At 66.5% G+C, this 17,024-nt stretch carries 11 protein-coding genes; 3 read left to right on the top strand and 8 right to left on the bottom strand.

Going from position 1 to position 17,024, the window contains the following annotated elements; all coding sequences use genetic code 11:
• Window positions 1-106: 106 nt before the first annotated feature.
• The 3 genes from B843_RS05710 to B843_RS05700 form a co-directional block, all read right to left on the bottom strand.
• Complete coding sequence (locus B843_RS05710; RefSeq protein ID WP_210766210.1) at window positions 107-973, bottom strand: cation diffusion facilitator family transporter; 867 nt, start codon at window positions 971-973, stop codon at window positions 107-109.
• 295 nt (window positions 974-1,268) lie between these two features.
• Window positions 1,269-1,514: a PspC domain-containing protein gene (locus tag B843_RS05705; protein WP_025252557.1), complete on the bottom strand. Its 246-nt coding sequence runs from the start codon at window positions 1,512-1,514 to the stop codon at window positions 1,269-1,271.
• Window positions 1,515-1,758: 244 nt separating this feature from the next.
• Window positions 1,759-2,247, bottom strand: a complete 489-nt coding sequence (locus B843_RS05700) for a MarR family winged helix-turn-helix transcriptional regulator (protein ID WP_025252556.1) — start codon at window positions 2,245-2,247, stop codon at window positions 1,759-1,761.
• A 212-nt stretch (window positions 2,248-2,459) separates the two neighbouring features.
• On the opposite strand from B843_RS05700, the gene B843_RS05695 reads away from it, so the two are divergent.
• Window positions 2,460-2,996, top strand: coding sequence for a YceI family protein (locus tag B843_RS05695; RefSeq protein WP_025252555.1), 537 nt, complete (start codon window positions 2,460-2,462; stop codon window positions 2,994-2,996).
• Window positions 2,997-3,095: 99 nt separating this feature from the next.
• Here B843_RS05695 and B843_RS05690 read toward each other — a convergent pair whose 3' ends face one another.
• The 4 genes from B843_RS05690 to B843_RS05675 all read right to left on the bottom strand — a co-directional run bounded on the left by B843_RS05690 (window position 3,096) and on the right by B843_RS05675 (window position 10,942).
• Window positions 3,096-5,675 (bottom strand): AAA family ATPase, encoded by a 2,580-nt coding sequence (locus tag B843_RS05690; protein WP_025252554.1) that lies wholly within the window; start codon window positions 5,673-5,675, stop codon window positions 3,096-3,098.
• Window position 5,676: 1 nt separating this feature from the next.
• The gene (locus B843_RS05685) at window positions 5,677-6,903 is read right to left on the bottom strand and encodes a metallophosphoesterase family protein (RefSeq protein WP_025252553.1); all 1,227 of its coding nucleotides are present in this window, start codon (window positions 6,901-6,903) and stop codon (window positions 5,677-5,679) included.
• An 80-nt stretch (window positions 6,904-6,983) separates the two neighbouring features.
• Window positions 6,984-7,829: an SWIM zinc finger family protein gene (locus B843_RS05680; RefSeq protein ID WP_025252552.1), complete on the bottom strand. Its 846-nt coding sequence runs from the start codon at window positions 7,827-7,829 to the stop codon at window positions 6,984-6,986.
• Window positions 7,826-10,942, bottom strand: a complete 3,117-nt coding sequence (locus B843_RS05675) for a DEAD/DEAH box helicase (protein ID WP_025252551.1) — start codon at window positions 10,940-10,942, stop codon at window positions 7,826-7,828. The genes B843_RS05680 and B843_RS05675 overlap by 4 nt, the downstream gene beginning before the upstream one ends.
• A gap of 354 nt (window positions 10,943-11,296) precedes the next feature.
• On the opposite strand from B843_RS05675, the gene putP reads away from it, so the two are divergent.
• Both putP and B843_RS05665 read left to right on the top strand, forming a co-directional pair.
• The gene (gene putP, locus B843_RS05670; RefSeq protein ID WP_025252550.1) at window positions 11,297-12,859 is read left to right on the top strand and encodes a sodium/proline symporter PutP; all 1,563 of its coding nucleotides are present in this window, start codon (window positions 11,297-11,299) and stop codon (window positions 12,857-12,859) included.
• Window positions 12,860-12,908: 49 nt separating this feature from the next.
• The gene (locus B843_RS05665; RefSeq protein WP_025252549.1) at window positions 12,909-13,541 is read left to right on the top strand and encodes an HNH endonuclease family protein; all 633 of its coding nucleotides are present in this window, start codon (window positions 12,909-12,911) and stop codon (window positions 13,539-13,541) included.
• Here the strand turns inward: B843_RS05665 and B843_RS05660 are convergent.
• Window positions 13,525-16,947 carry a pyruvate carboxylase gene (locus B843_RS05660; protein ID WP_025252548.1) on the bottom strand — a complete coding sequence of 1,141 codons (3,423 nt, stop codon included), beginning with the start codon at window positions 16,945-16,947 and terminating at the stop codon, window positions 13,525-13,527. The two genes, B843_RS05665 and B843_RS05660, sit on opposite strands and share 17 nt — an antisense overlap.
• Window positions 16,948-17,024 lie beyond the last annotated feature (77 nt).

Below are 17,024 nucleotides of genomic sequence, written 5' to 3'. Positions count from 1 at the left end.
CTTGTTTCGGGCTGAACGAGTCACCCCAACAATCTACAACGGGGACCAATTGGCCCTCGGATCGGCTCCCTCGTCTGGGGCTAACGGTGCCGTAGGCGTCGACAAGCTAGCTAGCACGCCTCACCTTCAACCGCTTCCCGCGCGGCTCGATGTGGATGAACGTCTCCGCGCCGCCGAGCGCCTCGTCGACGCCGCGCTCGACCAAGTCGGCGATCTCGTGGCTGCGGGCGACGGTGAGCTCGGCGGGCACCTGCATGATGAGGTAGACGAAGCGCTGGCGACCGCCCGCGACCGTGCGGACCTCGGTGAAGGTGACGTCGTTGCTTTCCTCGAAGCCTGCGAGGTAGTCGTCGAGGACCGCGCGCTCGGCGTCGGGGATGACCTCAGACAAAAGCCCCGAGAGGGACTCGCGCAGCAGCTTGTAGCCGGTGTAGAGGATGTTGACGCCCACCACCAGCGCGATGACCGGGTCCAGCCAGAGCCAGCCGGTCAAGGCCACGGCCGCGATTCCAACGAGGACGCCAGCGGAGGTCCACACGTCGGTGAGCAGGTGCTTGCCGTCCGCCTTGAGCGTCGCCGAGCGGTTGGCCGTGCCCGCGCGCACCAGCGCGAGACCCACCACGAGGTTGAGGACCGAGGCGAGCGTCGAGAGCAGGAGGCCGATGCCGGGCTGCTCCAGCGGCTGCGGCGCCATGAGGCGCTCGATCGCGGAGTAGATGATGAACCCGGAGGCGACGAAGATCATCGCGCCCTCGACGAGGGCGGAGACGTACTCGGCCTTGCCGTGGCCGAAGTGGTGGTTGGCGTCGGCTGGTTTGATGGAGATCTTCAGCGCAAGGAAGCCCACGATCGCGGCGGCGAGGTTGACGCCGGACTCCATGGCGTCGGAAAGGAAGCCGACCGAGCCGGTGATCACCGCCGCCCAGACCTTCAGGGCGATGGTGGCCACGGCGGTGGCGATGGACAGTTTCATGAACAGCTCGAGCACGCGCTGCTCGGTCGGAATGGCGGCCACGGAAGGCACCTCTTTCAGCGAGGGCGCCGGCGGAAACACAAAAACGAGACTTCCGGCCGACGCAAAAAGGTCGATCCGAAGGTCTCGTTCGCTCGTATCCTGAGCTGGATGGCCGGGCGGGCACGAACCCGCCAGTATGTCGACCAGCCACTTCGCCGCGCGCGGCCGTGAACTACTCCCCTTCAAGACCTCACATGATAGCAGGGCTTTGAGCAGTTCGCTTGTCGACGGCTACGCCACCGCACCTTTGGGGCTACTGCTCGCCCTCGGGCATGATGAGCCACGCGGCCAAGTAGGCAATCACCTGCGGGCCGGGCAGCAGGATGGAGGCGACGAAGGCGACGCGCAGGAGGGTGACGTTGATGTTGTAGGTCTCAGCGAACCCGCCCAGGACACCAGCCACCCAACGCTCGGAGCGGCTCCGGTGGAGGCGGCGCTGGAGGACGGGGCGCTGGTCGTCGCCGGTGCCGTAGACGTTGGTGGAGTTGAAGTCGGACATGGTGGTCAGATCCTTTCTAAATCCGCGGGGTCCGCGGGTCGGTGTTCTTTCTTTGTGACTCCATTGTGCGTGGGGGTTGCACCTTCGCGCATCGGGGAAACCACCGAAAAACACCCTGAGATCTGCTCCCCTCGTTCGCGCGTCTCATCCCTGGGGGTGACGAACAGTCTTTCGTCACGGAGGCGAAATGGAAAAGCCCGCCGGCCGACAGGCGTCGGCAAGCGGGCACAGCCGAAGAAAAACTCTAGTCCTGGCAGTCGCAGTCCTCGAGGACCTCTTCGTCGAGGATCCCCTGAAAGAAGCGGCTGATGACGGGGATGTCCTGGTGGTTGAGGTCGTCGATGACGAGCCTGCGCACGGTCTCGACGTGGCTCGGGGCAGCCTCGTCGAGGCGGGCCAGGCCGTCGGCGGTCAGGGAGACGATGACGCCGCGGCCGTCGCCCTCGCACTTGACCTTGTTGACCAGCCCGCGGCGCTCCATGCGGGTAATCTGGTGGGAGGTTCGGCTGCGGTCCCAGTCGAGCCCCGCGCACAGGTCCCGCAGGCGCAGCTGGCGCTCGGGGGCCTCCGACAGCGTCACCAGAACGGCAAACTCAGATGAGGTGAGACCGTTCGCCTGCTGCAGCGCGACGTCGATCGTACGCTCAATCTTGCGGTTGGCAGCCAGCATCAAACGCCAAAACTTCTGTTCTTCTTCATCGAGCCAACGAGGCTTGTCGAGTTCGCCTTCCATGCCATACACAGTAGCCGCCCCTATTAGAATGGCAAAATGTGCCGATGAGCTGCGTCGACTTGTTTCCGCGGAAAAAGTTGCCCGTTTTTGTTGACATGTCACTATGGGGGTGTATAGTGGTGTTCGTCGCCAGCACGGCGGACAACGAAAAGTTGGTGAGCGGGAACGGCCCGCATCGCCTTCCTAATTAATTACTTCCAAGGAGAATCATCATGAGCGACTTCAACGGCACCTACGCCCTGGACCCGGCACACACCACCATTTCCTTCGTGGCTCGCCACGCAATGGTTACCAAGGTCCGCGGCAAGTTCGAGGAGTTCGAGTCGTCCTTTACCTTCAACGCCGAGGATCCTTCCGCTTCCTCCGCGACCGCTACCATCCAGGCAGCGTCCATCAACACCGGCAACGCTGACCGCGACGGCCACGTCAAGGGCGACGACTTCTTCGCCGTCGATAAGTTCCCCACCCTGACCTTCACCGCCACCTCCTTCGACATCGATGGCGACGAGGGCACCGTCACCGGCGACCTGACCATCAAGGGTGTTACCAAGTCCGTCAAGCTGGACGTCGAGATCGACGGTGTCGCCGAGGATCCGTTCGGCAACACCCGGCTGGGCTTCGAGGCCAAGACCAAGATCAACCGCCTCGACTTCGGCATCGACTTCAACGCCCCGCTGAAGACCGGCGGCGTCCTGGTCTCCGAGGAGATCAAGATCGAGATCGAGGCTTCCGCCATCAAGCAGGCCTAATCTCCTAGATTCCTTCTAGAAGGAACCTACTGCGCGCCTTGGGCCCCGACCGCTTTAGCGGCCGGGGTCCAAGGCTTTTCCTTCGCGTTTGCCCGCTGGTTAGTACGTCGCGATGTCGCGCATCTCGCGGACGTCAAGGTCGCGGATGTAGTCGAAGCGGTTCGGCGCGCAGCTGAAGATGAGAACCTGCTCCGTCGACCCCAGCTGGCGCAGGACCGCGCCCATGTGCATGAGACGCAGCTCGTCGGTGGATCCCAGCTGGTCATCGATGAAGATGGGCACGCCCTCGCTGGAGACCAGCCGCGCGACGGCGAAGCGGGTGAGCAGGGCGAGCTGCTCACGCGCGCCGCTCGAGAGCTCGGAGACCGGGACGGTCGCACCGTCGACGGTGCGGGTCTGCACGTCGAGGTCGTCGCCCAGCATGAAGGTGGTCCTTCCGCCGAAGACCGGGCGGGCAAGCTGCTCGAGCTCCGCGAGGAAAGGCGCGTGGTACTTCTGCCGCGCCTCCTCCCGGTGCCTGAGCAGGGTATCCAGCAGCAGGCGCGCCGCACGGGCCCTCCTTAGGACCTGGTCGCGGCGGGTGCGGGCCGCCTCCTCCGTGGCCTTGGCGCGTTCGAGCTCCTCCGCGGAGCCCTCGGCGACCTTGATCACGCCCTCGAGCCGGAGCAGCTGGGCGGTGGCGTCGTCCACGCGGGCGCGCACGGAATCCGCCTTCGCCTGGGCGGCATCGAAGCTGGCCTGGGCGAGGCCGAGGTCGCTGCCGCGGGCGGCCTCCTCGGCGGCGGCGTGGGCCCGCTTCTTCTCCGCGGTAGCCTCCTCGGCCGCCGCAAGGGCGTTTTCCAGCTCCTCTGTGGGATGCGCCGCCTCCGCCTCGGCGAGCAACGAGCGCTCGCGTTCCGCGCCGGACTGCGCCGCGGCGAGCGTCGCCTCGAGGCGCGCCAGCTTCTGGGCGGCCGGTTGCTCGCTGAAGCCGCTCGCCTTCGCCTGGGCGGCGGAAACGGCTGCCTCCGCCTCGGCGAGCGCGGCCTCGGCGTCGGCGAGACGCTCGGTCGCCTCAGCCACCGTCGGGATCTCCTCGTGGCCTGCGAGCTGTTCTTCGGTCGCCTCGACCTCGCGCTCGATGTCCTCGACGCTGCGATCGCGGAGCAGCCCCCTGCGCTGGACCTCCACCGCGCGGCGCTCGGCCACGTGCTCGCGCCACGCCGTCAACCGGGTCTCGGCGTCCTCCAGCGACCCGCAACCGGCCTCGTCCAGCAGGCCTTCCAGGTTCGCCTTGGCGCGGGCGACGGCGGACTCGTCGGCGCCGCCGCCGGGGCGGATCTCGAGGCTGAGCTCGCCCACGCTCAGCGTGGTCGGCTGGGTGAGCAGGAGTTCCTGGGCATCGCTTACCTCCAGCGGCTCGCCGTCGCGCTCGACCGTCGTGGGTGAAGCCGCGCGCAGGGTCACGCTCGTCGCCTGCGCTTCGAGCACCGCGGTGGCCACCTCGAGCTCCTGGGAGGCCTTCGCGATCGCCGCGACCTGCTCCTGGGTGATCTCCTCGAGCTCGGTCTCCGGGATCACGAGCTCCGAGAGCTCGCGCAGCAGCGACCGCTTTTCCTCGAGCAGGCCCGCCAACTGCGAAAGACGCAGGGCCTGCGCCGCCCGCGCGCGCCGTTCCTTGGCCTTCGCCTGCGAGTCCAACGCCGCCTCGATTTCTTGCTTGGCCCCGACGACCAGCTCGCGCTCCTCGTCGCGGCTCGCCCTCGCCTCCTCGACCTGCGGTACCAAGGAGTCTAGCTCTTCCTCCGCCGACTTCAGGGCATTTGCCCTCTGCCTGCGATCCTCGAGCTTCTCTCTGGCGATCCCCTCCACCAGCCGCGCCTGCTCGAGCAGCTCAGCGGCGCGCGCCACCTCCTCGGAGGCCGTGGTGGCGCGCTCGAGCTCCGCGGCGGCGGCCGCGCACCGCTGCGCCGCCTGCGGCAGCTCCCCCTCGGCCTGGGACTTGCGCAGCGTGTAGGCCTCCACGCTGCCCACCGCCTCCTCGAGGCTCGCGACCTTGGTCTCGGCTTCTTCGCGCTCTGCCTGGGCCTGGGCGTAGGCCGCCTCGGCCGCCTTGAGCTCCTGCGTCGGGGACTGGTTCTTGGGGCTGTAGTAGCGCGCCGCCTCCTTTTCCACCGCGGCGATAATGCCACTCGCGTCCGAGCCGGAGTCGCCGCCGGAGCGCTCGTCGAGGGCGGCGGTGAGCGAGCCGATCATCGCGGCCTTGAGCCCCAGCCCCGATTCCTCCGGGGTGATGAACATGGCATCGCGCAGCTGCGGATCCAGGTTCGCGGCCAGGATCTCTGCGAGCTTGTCCTCCGCCTCGCTGTCGGAGTAGCTGGCAGGCGCAGGGGCGAGGATCTCGAGGCTGGTGGTGGCGCGGTTGACGAATCGCTTGTACAGCTCGAACTCGTAATTGCCGACCACGGCGCGCAGACGTACCTCGGGCGGCTCGGTGCCGCCGATGGTTTTGAGCGCCTTGACCGCCCGGGAGGTGGACTTGGACTTCACCGTGAGAACCGTGCGCACGGCCTCCAGGATCGTGGACTTGCCCTTCTCGTTCTCGCCCGAGATGAGCACCACTCCGCTGTCCGGGAGATCCTCCAGATCGAGCGAGGCCAGCGCGCGGAAGTTGTGAATGTGCAGGCTCTTGATGCGCATGCTAGCTCTCCTTGCTCAGACGAAACAGCAGGTTGATGGCGTCGCGGGCGACCGTGCCGCGGTCGGGGTCCGCTCCCCCGCCGCCCGCGGCCTCCGCCTCGATGGCCGCGGCCGCGTCGAAGCCCTCGCTCTCCGCGCCCGCCTGGGCGATGAGCTCCTCCAGGGCGCGCCCGACGAAGCCGCCCTGGGCGAGCTCGGCGAGGTCGTCCTCGCTGGGCTCGAGGTGCAGGTCCATGAGCCGCTCGCGCTCGTAGAGGACGGCGAACACCTCCTCGCGCTCCGCCAGGGCGGACTCCAGGTAGCGCTTGGTGGCGATGTCCACCGTGCCCACCAGCGCGTACTTGATCACCGTGCGTTCCTTGTGCGGGTAGGCGTCGAGGAAGGAGATGAACTCCTCGGCCTCGGCGCGCGAGTTGACCTCCACCACCGGGGCCTCGAAGGTCCACTGCCCCACCTCGACCTCCTCGACGGAGACCTCGGCTTGCTCCACCCCGGGCTTGGTCACCTCCACCACGAGCGCCTTGCCGGAGTTGTTCTCCCCGCCTCCGGTGGCCAGCTCCCGGAAGTCCGTGGCCTCCGGCGCGCCCGAGTACCACACGCGCCCGCTCGATCCGATGGGCTGCGCCGAGTGGGTGTCCCCCATGGCCAGATAGTCGATCGCGCCCTCGGCGAGCTTGCGCTCGACCAGCGGGAGGTCGATGAGGTTGGGCGCGTCCTCGTCGCCACGGGAGAAGACCTGGCCGTGGCCCACCGCGATGCGGATCCTAGAGGTAGGCTCGAGGCCCGCGATGGCCTGGGCCACCAAGTCCTCCGAGGTGTGGCGGCTGCGCAGCGGCGCGCCGACCAGCTCGACCACCTCGCCGCCAGGGGCGGTGAACTCGATCGGCTCCGAGTCGTAGAAGACCGTCACACCCGCTATCTCGGAGACCTGATAGAAGTAGGAATCCGCGGTGAGCGGGTCGTGGTTGCCGGAGAGCAAGAACACCGGAACGGGCAGCGCCTTGAGCGCCTCGACGGCGCGGCCGATGGTGCGCGGTGCCAGCGAGTTGTGCTCGAAGACGTCGCCCGCCATGACGATGAAGGCGCAGCCGTTGTCGGCGGCGGCGCGGCCGAGCCGGGCGATCGCCTCGATGCGGGCGGCCTCGAAGCGCGGCTGCGCGTCCGCGCCCAGGAACCCGCGCGTCATGCCGATCTGGAGATCCGAGGTGTGAAGGAACTTTAGACCCATGAACTCATGTGTATCACGCGCCCTCGACACGGGTGCCCGCACACCTACCCCCGCACCCAAAAAGGGCCCGGTGCCTGCGGTTATTCCTGGGTGAGGAAGTCGTACATGTCCTCGATGTCGGCCACCGCCTTGAGCTCGTCGATGCTCGTGTAGCTCACCAGCCGCATCGCCTTGTTCAGCAGCACGAGGTCGGAGTCGTCGAGGGCGGGCGCCTTCTTCGGCCGCGGAAGGTCGGGCAACTCCCCGCCGCGCCAGAAGGATTCCTGGGACAGGGTGGCCTTGGCCTGCGACTCGTGCTTGGCCTGCTGCACCACCGCCTGCTCCAGCTGGAGGAGGTTGATGCCGCGCAGGCTGAAGGCCAACCCGGCATCGCCGTCGATAAGCGACGCCGCGACCTCCGCGAGCGCAACGGCGTGCTTGCAACAGCTGGAATGATCGGGGCAATTGCAGCGAAAGCGCACCTCATCGGGCGAATCGGCGAGCAGCAAGCGCACGATCTCAGGGCCAAGCTGCCCGGCGCGCGCCTTGGTCATCCCGTTCGGGTCCGCGGCGAGGATCGCGGTGATCTTGGCCAGGTCGTCCGTGGAGCGGTAGGCAAAGCTCATCGAGACCTGGAACGGGAGGTTCTGCGAGCCCGCGACGTCCGCGCTGATCACGCCCTGCTTGAAGGTGGGGTTGAGCACGTGGCCGTCCTGGGCGTACTCGCGCCCGCGCCGCAGCCTGCCGGAATCGGTGAGCATCTCCGCCGCGCGCCTGAGAAACGCGCTCGCGGTGTCCAGCGGGACCTGCTGCGCCTGCAGTTGCTTTTCGACGTTCACCTTCGGCGCCGAACCCTCGGGCGGGGCGATCCGCTTCTTCGCGCCGAAGTTCGCGTAGATGACGTTGTCCCGGGCGACCACCCGGCGCTCCTGGTTCTCCTCGCTCACAGCTGGGTCCCTCCTCGGTAACTCATGAGCATCGCCAGCTCGTCCATGCTCAGCTCCGTCAGCCAGCCCTCGCCCTCGTCGACGACGGCGCTGGCCAGCTGCATCTTGCCGTCGAGGATGTCCTGGATCGACTGCTCGAGCGTGCCCGCCGTGATCATCTTGTACACGGTGACGTCTTTGAGCTGCCCGATGCGGAAGGCGCGGTCGGTGGCCTGGTTTTCCACCGCCGGGTTCCACCAGCGGTCCATGTGGACCACGATGGAGGCGGCGGTGAGGTTGAGCCCCGTGCCGCCGGCCTTGAGCGAGAGCACCATGACCGGCGCGCCGTCGGGCTGCTGGAAGGCCTCCACCATCTTGTCGCGTCCGGTCTTGGTCACGCCGCCGTGCAGGAACGGGATGGTCGAGCCGAAGTAGTCGGACAGGTACTCGGTGAGGATGTCTCCGAAGGCCTTGTACTGGGTGAAGATGAGCATGCGCTGGCCGGACTCCTGGGCCTCCTCGATCAGCCGCATGAGCTCGGCGACCTTGCCGGAGCGGTGCTTGCCTTTGATGATCACCGGCGAGCCGTCGCCCAGGAAGTGCGCCGGGTGGTTGCAGATCTGCTTGATCTTGGTCAGGGAGGCCAGCACCAGCCCGCGGCGCGACATGCCCTGGGCCTCCTGGATCGCCTTCTGCATGGAGTCGACATACGCGGTGTACAGCGCCGCCTGCTCGGTGGTCATCTCCACGGTGAGCACGACCTCGGTCTTCTCCGGCAGGTCGTCGATGATGGCCGGGTCGGTCTTGAGCCTGCGCAGGATGAACGGGGCCGTGAGCGCGCGCAGGCGCTCGGTCTTCACGTCGTCCTTGCTCTTCTCGATCGCGGTGGCGAAGTGCGTGCGGAAGGTTTTCGCGTCGCCCAGGATGCCGGGGTTGCAGAAGTCCAGGATATTGCGCAGCTCGGACAGGCGGTTTTCCACCGGCGTGCCGGTCAGCGCCACGCGCTGCGCGGACTTCAGCGAGCGCACGGCCTTGGACACCTTGGTGCCCGAGTTCTTGATCTGCTGCGCCTCGTCCAAGGTCACCCGGTGCCAGGTGACCTGGGACAGGAGCTTGTGGTCGCGGGCGATGGTGCCGTAGCTGGTGATCACCAGGTCGTAGTCGCCCACGGCGTCCAGGAACTCCTCGTCCTTGAGCCGGGAGGTGCCGTGGTGGACGAGCACGCGGAACTCCGGCACGAACTTCGCCGCCTCGCGCGCCCAGTTGCCCACCACCGAGGTCGGCGCCACCACCAGCGAGGGGCCCGCGGCACCGGACTCCGCCTTATCTACCGCCTCGAGGCTCAGCAGCTGCAGGGTCTTGCCCAGGCCCATGTCGTCGGCGAGCACGGCGCCCAGGTGGTTCGCGGCCATCCAGTGCAGCCAGTCCACGCCGCGGCGCTGGTACTCGCGCAGCTCCGCGTGCACGGAACCCGGCAGCTCGATGCGGGTGGGCGCGGGCGACTCGATGCCGGCCAAGCCGCCCGCGAGCGCCGCCTGCCAGTCGTTACCCACATATTCGATGGGCTCGGAGTCGATGCGCTCGATGGCCAGCTGGCGCAGCTCGGCGAGCGAGACCTCGCCGCCGGTGTGGAAGGTCTCGTTGAAGCTCCTGGCCAGGGTCTCGGCGTGGGCGGCCAGCTGCTGCCAGCCGGGCTGCTCGAGCTTGCGGGCCATCTCCGCCTTGAGGATGGCGGCGTCCAGCTCCGACTTGCGCTTCTTCTGCTGCAGGTCGGCGAGCTGGGACATGTAGTCGCCGATGCGCTTGACCGTGGCGGTGTCGGCGAGCACCCAGTCGCCGCGCAGCCGGATGAGCCCCGACTTGGATTCGACGAGCTCGCGCATCTCCTGGTCGGTGAGGTCGACGTCGCCGACGGAGACGCGCCAGTTGTAGTTGACGATCTGCTCCAGCCCGAAGGTCGACTGCGTGGGCCCGTCGGAGGGGTCGCCCACCTCGATGCGGGCGGTGGTCTCCTGCGAGCTCCACGCGCGCGGCAGCATGACGGTGAACCCGCGTAGCTTGAGCACGGGCGAATCGACCTGAATGAACCGGACCAGCTCGTCGGTGTTGAGGTAGCAGTCCCACTGCCCCGCGGTGGGTTCCATCTCCAGCCCCCAGCGCATGGGCGTGCCCTTGGCGGGGTGGCCGTCGGGAAGCGGGCGCTCGGAGTCGAGCAGCTCGGTGCACAGGATCGCCTCGCGCCGCAGCACGGCCAGGCGCTGCATGGTGGAGCGGTCGAGCTGCTCGGAGGTGATCGGGATGGGCGAGTCCACGCCCGAGCGCACCTGCACGCGCACCGGCCACACGATCTCGGAGACGTCCTCGACGTCGTACTCCTCGATGTCGCGGGGCGGCTCCTCCACGATGAACACCAGCTGGATGTCGACGCTGGTGATCGAGTCCTTCCACGCGTTGAGCGCGGAGACGAGCTGCGCCGAGCCGCGCCGCAGCGGGTCGGAGTGCAAGAGCGCGTGGGAGAAGTCGTGCCAGGCGGAGGCCCGCGGGCGGTCGGCGAGCTCGCGCAGGATGGAGTTGGCGATCCAGTGCGGCAGCTCGGCGGCGATGTCCTCGGCCACGCCGGGCCCCGCGTTGGCCACGAGCACTCCCGGCGCGGCGGCGGTCATCTGCGCGATCCAGCCGCGCTCACCCAGCCCGCTCGACAGCTGCCAGGTGGGCCACCACTGGTGGTCGACGAAGCCCAGCTTGATGGTCACCCGCCCCGCTCGCACGAACTGCTCGAGCCCTGCCTCCATGTGGGCCAGCCACTTCAGATCGTCGGCAAGGCTAGCAAGCTGCTCCTTGGAGGCCGTCACCGGCGAGATCGCCTGTACCTGAGCAAGCACCTGCACGGCCTGCTCGGGCGTGAACGCGAGCGTGGGGATGGGCAGCTGCACCTGGCGCCCCTTCGGCGTGAGCAGCGTGGTGCGCACGCGGTGCCGGAATTCCTTTCCCCTGATCAGCGCCTCGATCGTCGACGGAAACGTCCCCTCTGGAACCTCCGCGGGGCCGACGATGCGGTGTCCTTCGATCTGCTCGATCCACAGGTGCAGGCCGCTGTCCTTGTGCCAGAGCCCGTGAATCAGATGCGAAGTCATTCTTATATTCTTACCAGCCTTTCCGCGCGGCCGGGAACCGCTCTACTCGAACAGGTGTGCCAGCGAAATCGCTTTGCATTCGCTTGTCGACGCCTACGGCACCGCACCTTTATTCCCCGCCGCGCGGAATTCCGGGCGGTAGCCACCAAATCGAACCGACCGGTGGGATAAGGTTGGAAGACACCTGCATTGCCCGGCCCCGGCCGGGCAACACGCCGCCGCGCGTGGGGCCAGGGCCCGCCCCGACTTGTGGGATGAGGTCCTCGACGTCTCGCACATTGGCGGGAAACACCCGCTCGCAGGGAAGGGATCGTCGCGCCCCTCGCGTCCCGAAAAAGGAAGAAAGGATGGAGAATGTCCCAACACACCTGGTTCATCATCGCCATCATTATTTATATGGCCGTCATGCTCGCCATCGGCTACTGGAGCTACCGCCAGACCGACGAGTACGACGACTACGTGCTCGCCGGCCGCGGGCTCAACCCGTTCGTCGCTGCCCTGTCGGCGGGCGCCTCCGACATGTCCGGCTGGCTGCTGCTCGGCCTTCCCGGCGCGCTGTTCGTTACCGGCATGTCCGAGCTCTGGATCGCGATCGGACTGCTCATCGGCGCCTGGGCCAACTGGAAGTGGGTCGCCCCGCGCCTGCGCGCCTACACGGAGGTCGCCGACGACTCGATCACGCTGCCGAGCTTCTTTGAGAACCGCCTGGCCGACCGCTCGCACCTGCTGCGCGTGGTCAGCTCGATCATCATCATCGTGTTCTTCACCTTCTACGTCTCCTCCGGCATGGTCTCCGGCGGCCGCTACTTCGAGTCGACCTTCGGCGCCGCCTACATCGACGGCATGCTCATCGTCGCCGTCATCACGGTGACCTACACCTTCATCGGCGGCTTCCTCGCGGTGAGCTACACCGACGCCGTGCAGGGAACGATCATGTTCGTGTCGCTCATCGTCGTCCCCGTCGCGGGGCTGCTGTTCCTCGATCACCCGGGTGACATCTGGACCTGGGCCACCTCCCACGACTACGGCCCGTACAAGGACGGGGTGGGCAACCCGACCTACTTCAACCTGATCTCGGGCGTATCCGCGGCCGCGGTCATCGGCAACCTGGCCTGGGGCCTGGGCTACTTCGGGCAGCCGCACATCATCGTCCGCTTCATGGCGCTGCGTTCGCCCGCCGACGCCAAGCAGGGCCGCCTCATCGGCGTGGGCTGGATGCTCTTTTCCATCGCGGGCGCCACCTTCGTGGCGATCGTGGGCACCGTCTTCTTCGGCCAGAACCCGGACATCGCCATCGTCGACCAGAAGTCCTACGAGACGATCTTCCTCGACATGGGCCGCGTGCTGTTCCACCCGCTCATCGCGGGGCTTATCCTCACCGCCGTGCTCGCCGCGATCATGTCCACCATCTCCTCGCAGCTGCTGGTGACCTCCACCTCGCTCATCGAGGACCTCTTCAAGCTGCTGAAGAAGGACCTGCCGAACGAGAACGTCATGATCAACCTCTCGCGCACCGCGGTCGTCGCCGTCGCGGTGGTGGCGGGCGTGCTCGCCATCAACCCGTCCGACTCGATCCTCGGGCTGGTGGCCTTCGCGTGGGCGGGCTTCGGCTCCGCCTTCGGCCCGCTGGTGCTGTTCATGCTCTACTGGCGCCGGCTCAACGTGCCGGGTGCGGTGGCCGGCATGATCACCGGCGCCGTGGTCGCCTTCGCGTGGGGCCAGTCGCCGCTGTCGGACTCCCTCTACGAGATGGTCCCGGGCTTCCTGTCCTCCGTCGTGGTCACCGTCCTGGTCACCCTCGCAACCAAGGCGCCGACCAGCGAGATCACCGATCGCTTCGACACCGCCACCGAGCGCTCCTACGGTGCCGCCGCGAACCCCGACCTCGACTTCGACAAGGCCTACAAGAAGGCCTAGCCGTCCTCGTTCCGGAACCGGAAACGCGCCGCACGAGTCCAAGGGATTCATGCGGCGCGTTTTTCTTGCCCTCTGCCTGGCCACGGTCGCGTTGGCCCTCATTGCCCTGCCCCGCGAGCGGGCGGACCCGGCGATCGCGCAGGTGGCGGCGGTGGCCTCGCGCACCAAGGCCCCCGGCTACGAGCGCTCGCGCTTCGGGCCGGGCTGGCGCACGGAGCGCGGGATGGGCTGCGACATGCGGGCGGTGGTCATCGGTGCGGCGCTTTCCCCCGGCACGAAGGCGCCGTGCGCCATTGACGAGGGGACGCTCACCGACCCCTACTCCGGCGACTCGCTCACCCTCGCCCCGGGAGGAGCCAGCCCCGTGGAGATCGACCACGTCTTCCCGCTGTCCGCCGCCTGGGACCTGGGGGCCAGCCAGTGGGGCGACGCGCGGCGAAGCGACTTCGCCAACGACCCGCTCAACCTCGTCGCGGTGTCGCGGGAGGAAAACCAGGACAAGTCGGATCAGCTGCCCAGCCAGTGGCTGCCGTCTGACCGCGGGAACCGCTGCTGGTACGCGGGGCGGCTAGCCCGGGTGGCAGTCAAGTACGAGCTCCCGCTCCCCCGGGCCGACCTGCGGGCGATGAAGCGGCAGTGCTCGCCCATCGACCGGGTCCACCCCCTTAGTAAGCGGCGATGACGACGAGGAGGTCGCCGCCTTCGACCTTGGTGGGCTGGGTGAGCACGACGCGGTCGACGACACCGTCGCAGGTGGCGGTGATCGTCGCCTCCATCTTCATCGCCTCGATGATCGCGACCGGATCACCCGCCTTGACCGCCTCGCCTGCCTTCGCGGTCACGGTGACCACGCCCGCAAACGGTGCCGCCACATGCCCCTGGTTGTGCGCGTCGGCCTTCTCCGTCGTCGCCGTCACCGACTCCACGCTGCGATCGCGCACGAGGATCGGACGGATCTGACCGTTGACGTTGCACACCACATTGCGCATGCCCTTCTCATCCGGCTCGCCAACGGCGTCGAGACGCACGATCATCGGGACCGTGCGATCGGCGGTGCGGATGACGGTCTCCTTACCCTCGGCCAGGCCGTAGAGGAACTCCGCATCCTCCAACGCTGTGGTGTCGCCGAAGTGGCGGCGGTGCTCGGCAAACTCCTCGGACGGCTTGGGGAAGAGCAGGTGATTGAGGGTGCCACGGACTTTTGCGTGGTCCTCGGAGGCGAGGGTCGCCTCCTCCTCGCCCGTGATCGACATTGTTGCGGTGGGCGCCTCCTTGCGCCCGGCGAGTGCCTTCGAACGCAAAGGCTCCGGCCACCCACCAGGCGGGGTACCCAACTCGCCGCGTAGGAACGCGATCACCGAATCCGGAATATCGTACTTCTGCGGGTCCGCGGCAAAGTCCGCCGGATCAACACCCGCACCCACCAGATACAACGCGAGGTCACCGACGACCTTCGACGAGGGTGTTACCTTCGTCGGGCGCCCCAGCATCTCATTGACCGCCGCATAATTATCCTCGATCAACTCAAACCGATCCGCCAACCCCAACGCGGTCGCCTGCGCCCGAAGATTCGACAACTGACCACCCGGAATCTCATGCGCATACACCCGACCCGTCGGCCCAGGAGTGCCCGACTCAAACGGGGCATACATCTTGCGCACCGCCTCCCAATACGGCTCCAACGACCCCACCGCCGCCAGATCCAGACCGGTATCACGGTAGGTGTTCGCAAACGCCGCCACGATCGCCGACAACGACGGCTGCGACGTCGTCCCCGACAGCGGCGCCGAGGCCCCATCGACCGCATCCGCACCCGCCGACGCAGCAGCCCAATACGTCGCCAACTGCCCACCGGCGGTGTCATGGGTGTGCACATGCACCGGAAGGTCGAAATTCTTCCGCAACGCGGACACCAACTTCGACGCTGCAGCTGGCTTCAACAAACCAGCCATGTCCTTGATCGCCAGCACGTGCGCGCCGGTGTTAACGATCTGCTCGGCCAGCTTCAGGTAGTAATCCAGGGTGTACAGGTTTTCTGCCGGGTTGGTCAGATCCCCGGAATACGCCATCGCAACCTCAGCGACGGTCGTGTTGGTCTCCAGAACCGCCTCGATCGCCGGACGCATCTGAGAGACATCATTAAGCGCATCAAAAATACGGAAAATATCCACCCCGCTTCGTGCCGCCTCGGTCACGAACGCCCGACACACCGAATCCGGGTACGGGGTATACCCCACAGTGTTGCGCCCACGCAGAAGCATCTGAATGTTGATGTTCGGCATCGCCTCACGCAACTGATCCAGGCGCTCCCACGGATCCTCGTGCAAAAACCGCATCGCCACATCGTAGGTCGCACCACCCCACGCCTCCACCGACAACAACCCCGGCGTCAAGCGCGCCTGATGTTCTGCCGCCGCGATCAAGGTGTTCGAGCGCAGCCGTGTTGCGAGGAGGGATTGGTGGGCATCGCGGTAGCTCGTGTCGGTGACGGCGAGCGCGACCTGTTCCCGCAGCTCACGAGCGAATTCCGAGGGGCCGAGGCGAAGCAGCTTGTCGCGGCTTCCGGGCTCGACCGGGTGCAGCTTGTGCTCCTTCGGGGGAAGCTTGCGCTTCGGGTTGGCGATCACCGGGCGGGCACCCTGAGGGCGGTTGACGGTGGTGTCGGCGAGGAAATGCAGGATCTTGTCCTGCTCATTGTCTGCCGGAGGGGCCTGCAATAGGAGCGGGTGCTCAGTGATAAACGCCGTGGAAATCCGCTCATGTTGGAAGTCCGAGTCATGCAGGAGCGCCCTGAGGAAGCCGATGTTGGTCGCGACCCCCGCGATCTCAAATTCGGCGAGTGCGCGCTCGGCGCGCGCCACCGCGGTCGCGAAATCCGCACCCCGACAGGTCATCTTCACCAACATCGAATCGAAATTCGGGGTGATCTCCCCACCCAACATCGCCGCACCATCCAAGCGCACACCCGCACCACCCGGAGAACGATACGCAGAAATCGTACCCGTATCCGGACGGAAACCATTCGACGGATCCTCGGTGGTAATACGACACTGCAACGCAGCACCAATCGTCGAAATACCCTCCTGCGACAACCCCAAATCCTCAAGCGTCGCCCCCGCAGCAATAAGAATCTGCGACTTCACCAGATCCACCTGCGTGACCTCCTCGGTCACCGTATGCTCCACCTGGATACGCGGATTCATCTCAATGAACACATGATTGCCCTGCTCATCAACCAAAAACTCCACCGTACCGGCACCCACATACCCAATGTGCTCACAAAAACGCACCGCATCCGCACAGATCACCTCCCGCAACGAAGGATCCAAATGCTGCGCCGGGGCGATCTCCACCACCTTCTGATGACGACGCTGCAACGAACAATCACGCTCAAACAAATGAATCACATGGCCCTGAGCATCCGCCAAGATCTGCACCTCAATATGCTGCGGCTTGATCACCGCCCGCTCCACATAGATACGACCATCGCCAAACGCCGCGGCCGCCTCACGCGACGCCTCCGCCGCCAACGCCTTCAAATCCTCCAACTGGGGCACAAACCGCATGCCACGCCCGCCGCCACCGGCCACGGCCTTGACAAACAACGGAAACTTTTGCCCCTGCGCGTACTCGTAGAGCACATCCACGTCGTCAGTGGCCTCCGACTCCTGCAGCGTCGGCAACCCCGCCTCACGCGCCGCCGCCACAGCGGCCGCCTTATCACCGGTGAGCTCCAAAACCTCCGGCGGCGGGCCGATAAACGTCAACCCGTTTTCCGCGCACTCCCTAGCCAACTGGGCATTCTCCGACAAAAACCCATACCCCGGATACACCGCCGACGCACCGGTGAGCTTCGCCGCCCGGATGATCTCATCAATATCCAAATACGCCTTGACCGCCGAACCCCCCTCACCGATCAACACCGCCTCCGAGGCAAACGAACGATGGAAAGAATTACGATCATCCCGCGGATACACCGCAACCGTCGCGGCACCGGTCTCAAACGCGGCACGAAACGCACGAACAGCAATCTCACCACGATTAGCGACGAGAATCTTGTCGAAACTTGGTCGTTTCTGAATAGTCATTGTCTCTTCTTTCATCTGGTTGCAGAAAGTAAAAAGGCGACGTGGGGACACCTTGGTTGGCATTCCCCACGTCGACA

This window comes from Corynebacterium vitaeruminis DSM 20294 (assembly GCF_000550805.1).
GTDB lineage: Bacteria > Actinomycetota > Actinomycetes > Mycobacteriales > Mycobacteriaceae > Corynebacterium > Corynebacterium vitaeruminis.
This window is presented reverse-complemented; position numbering and strand designations above follow the sequence as displayed.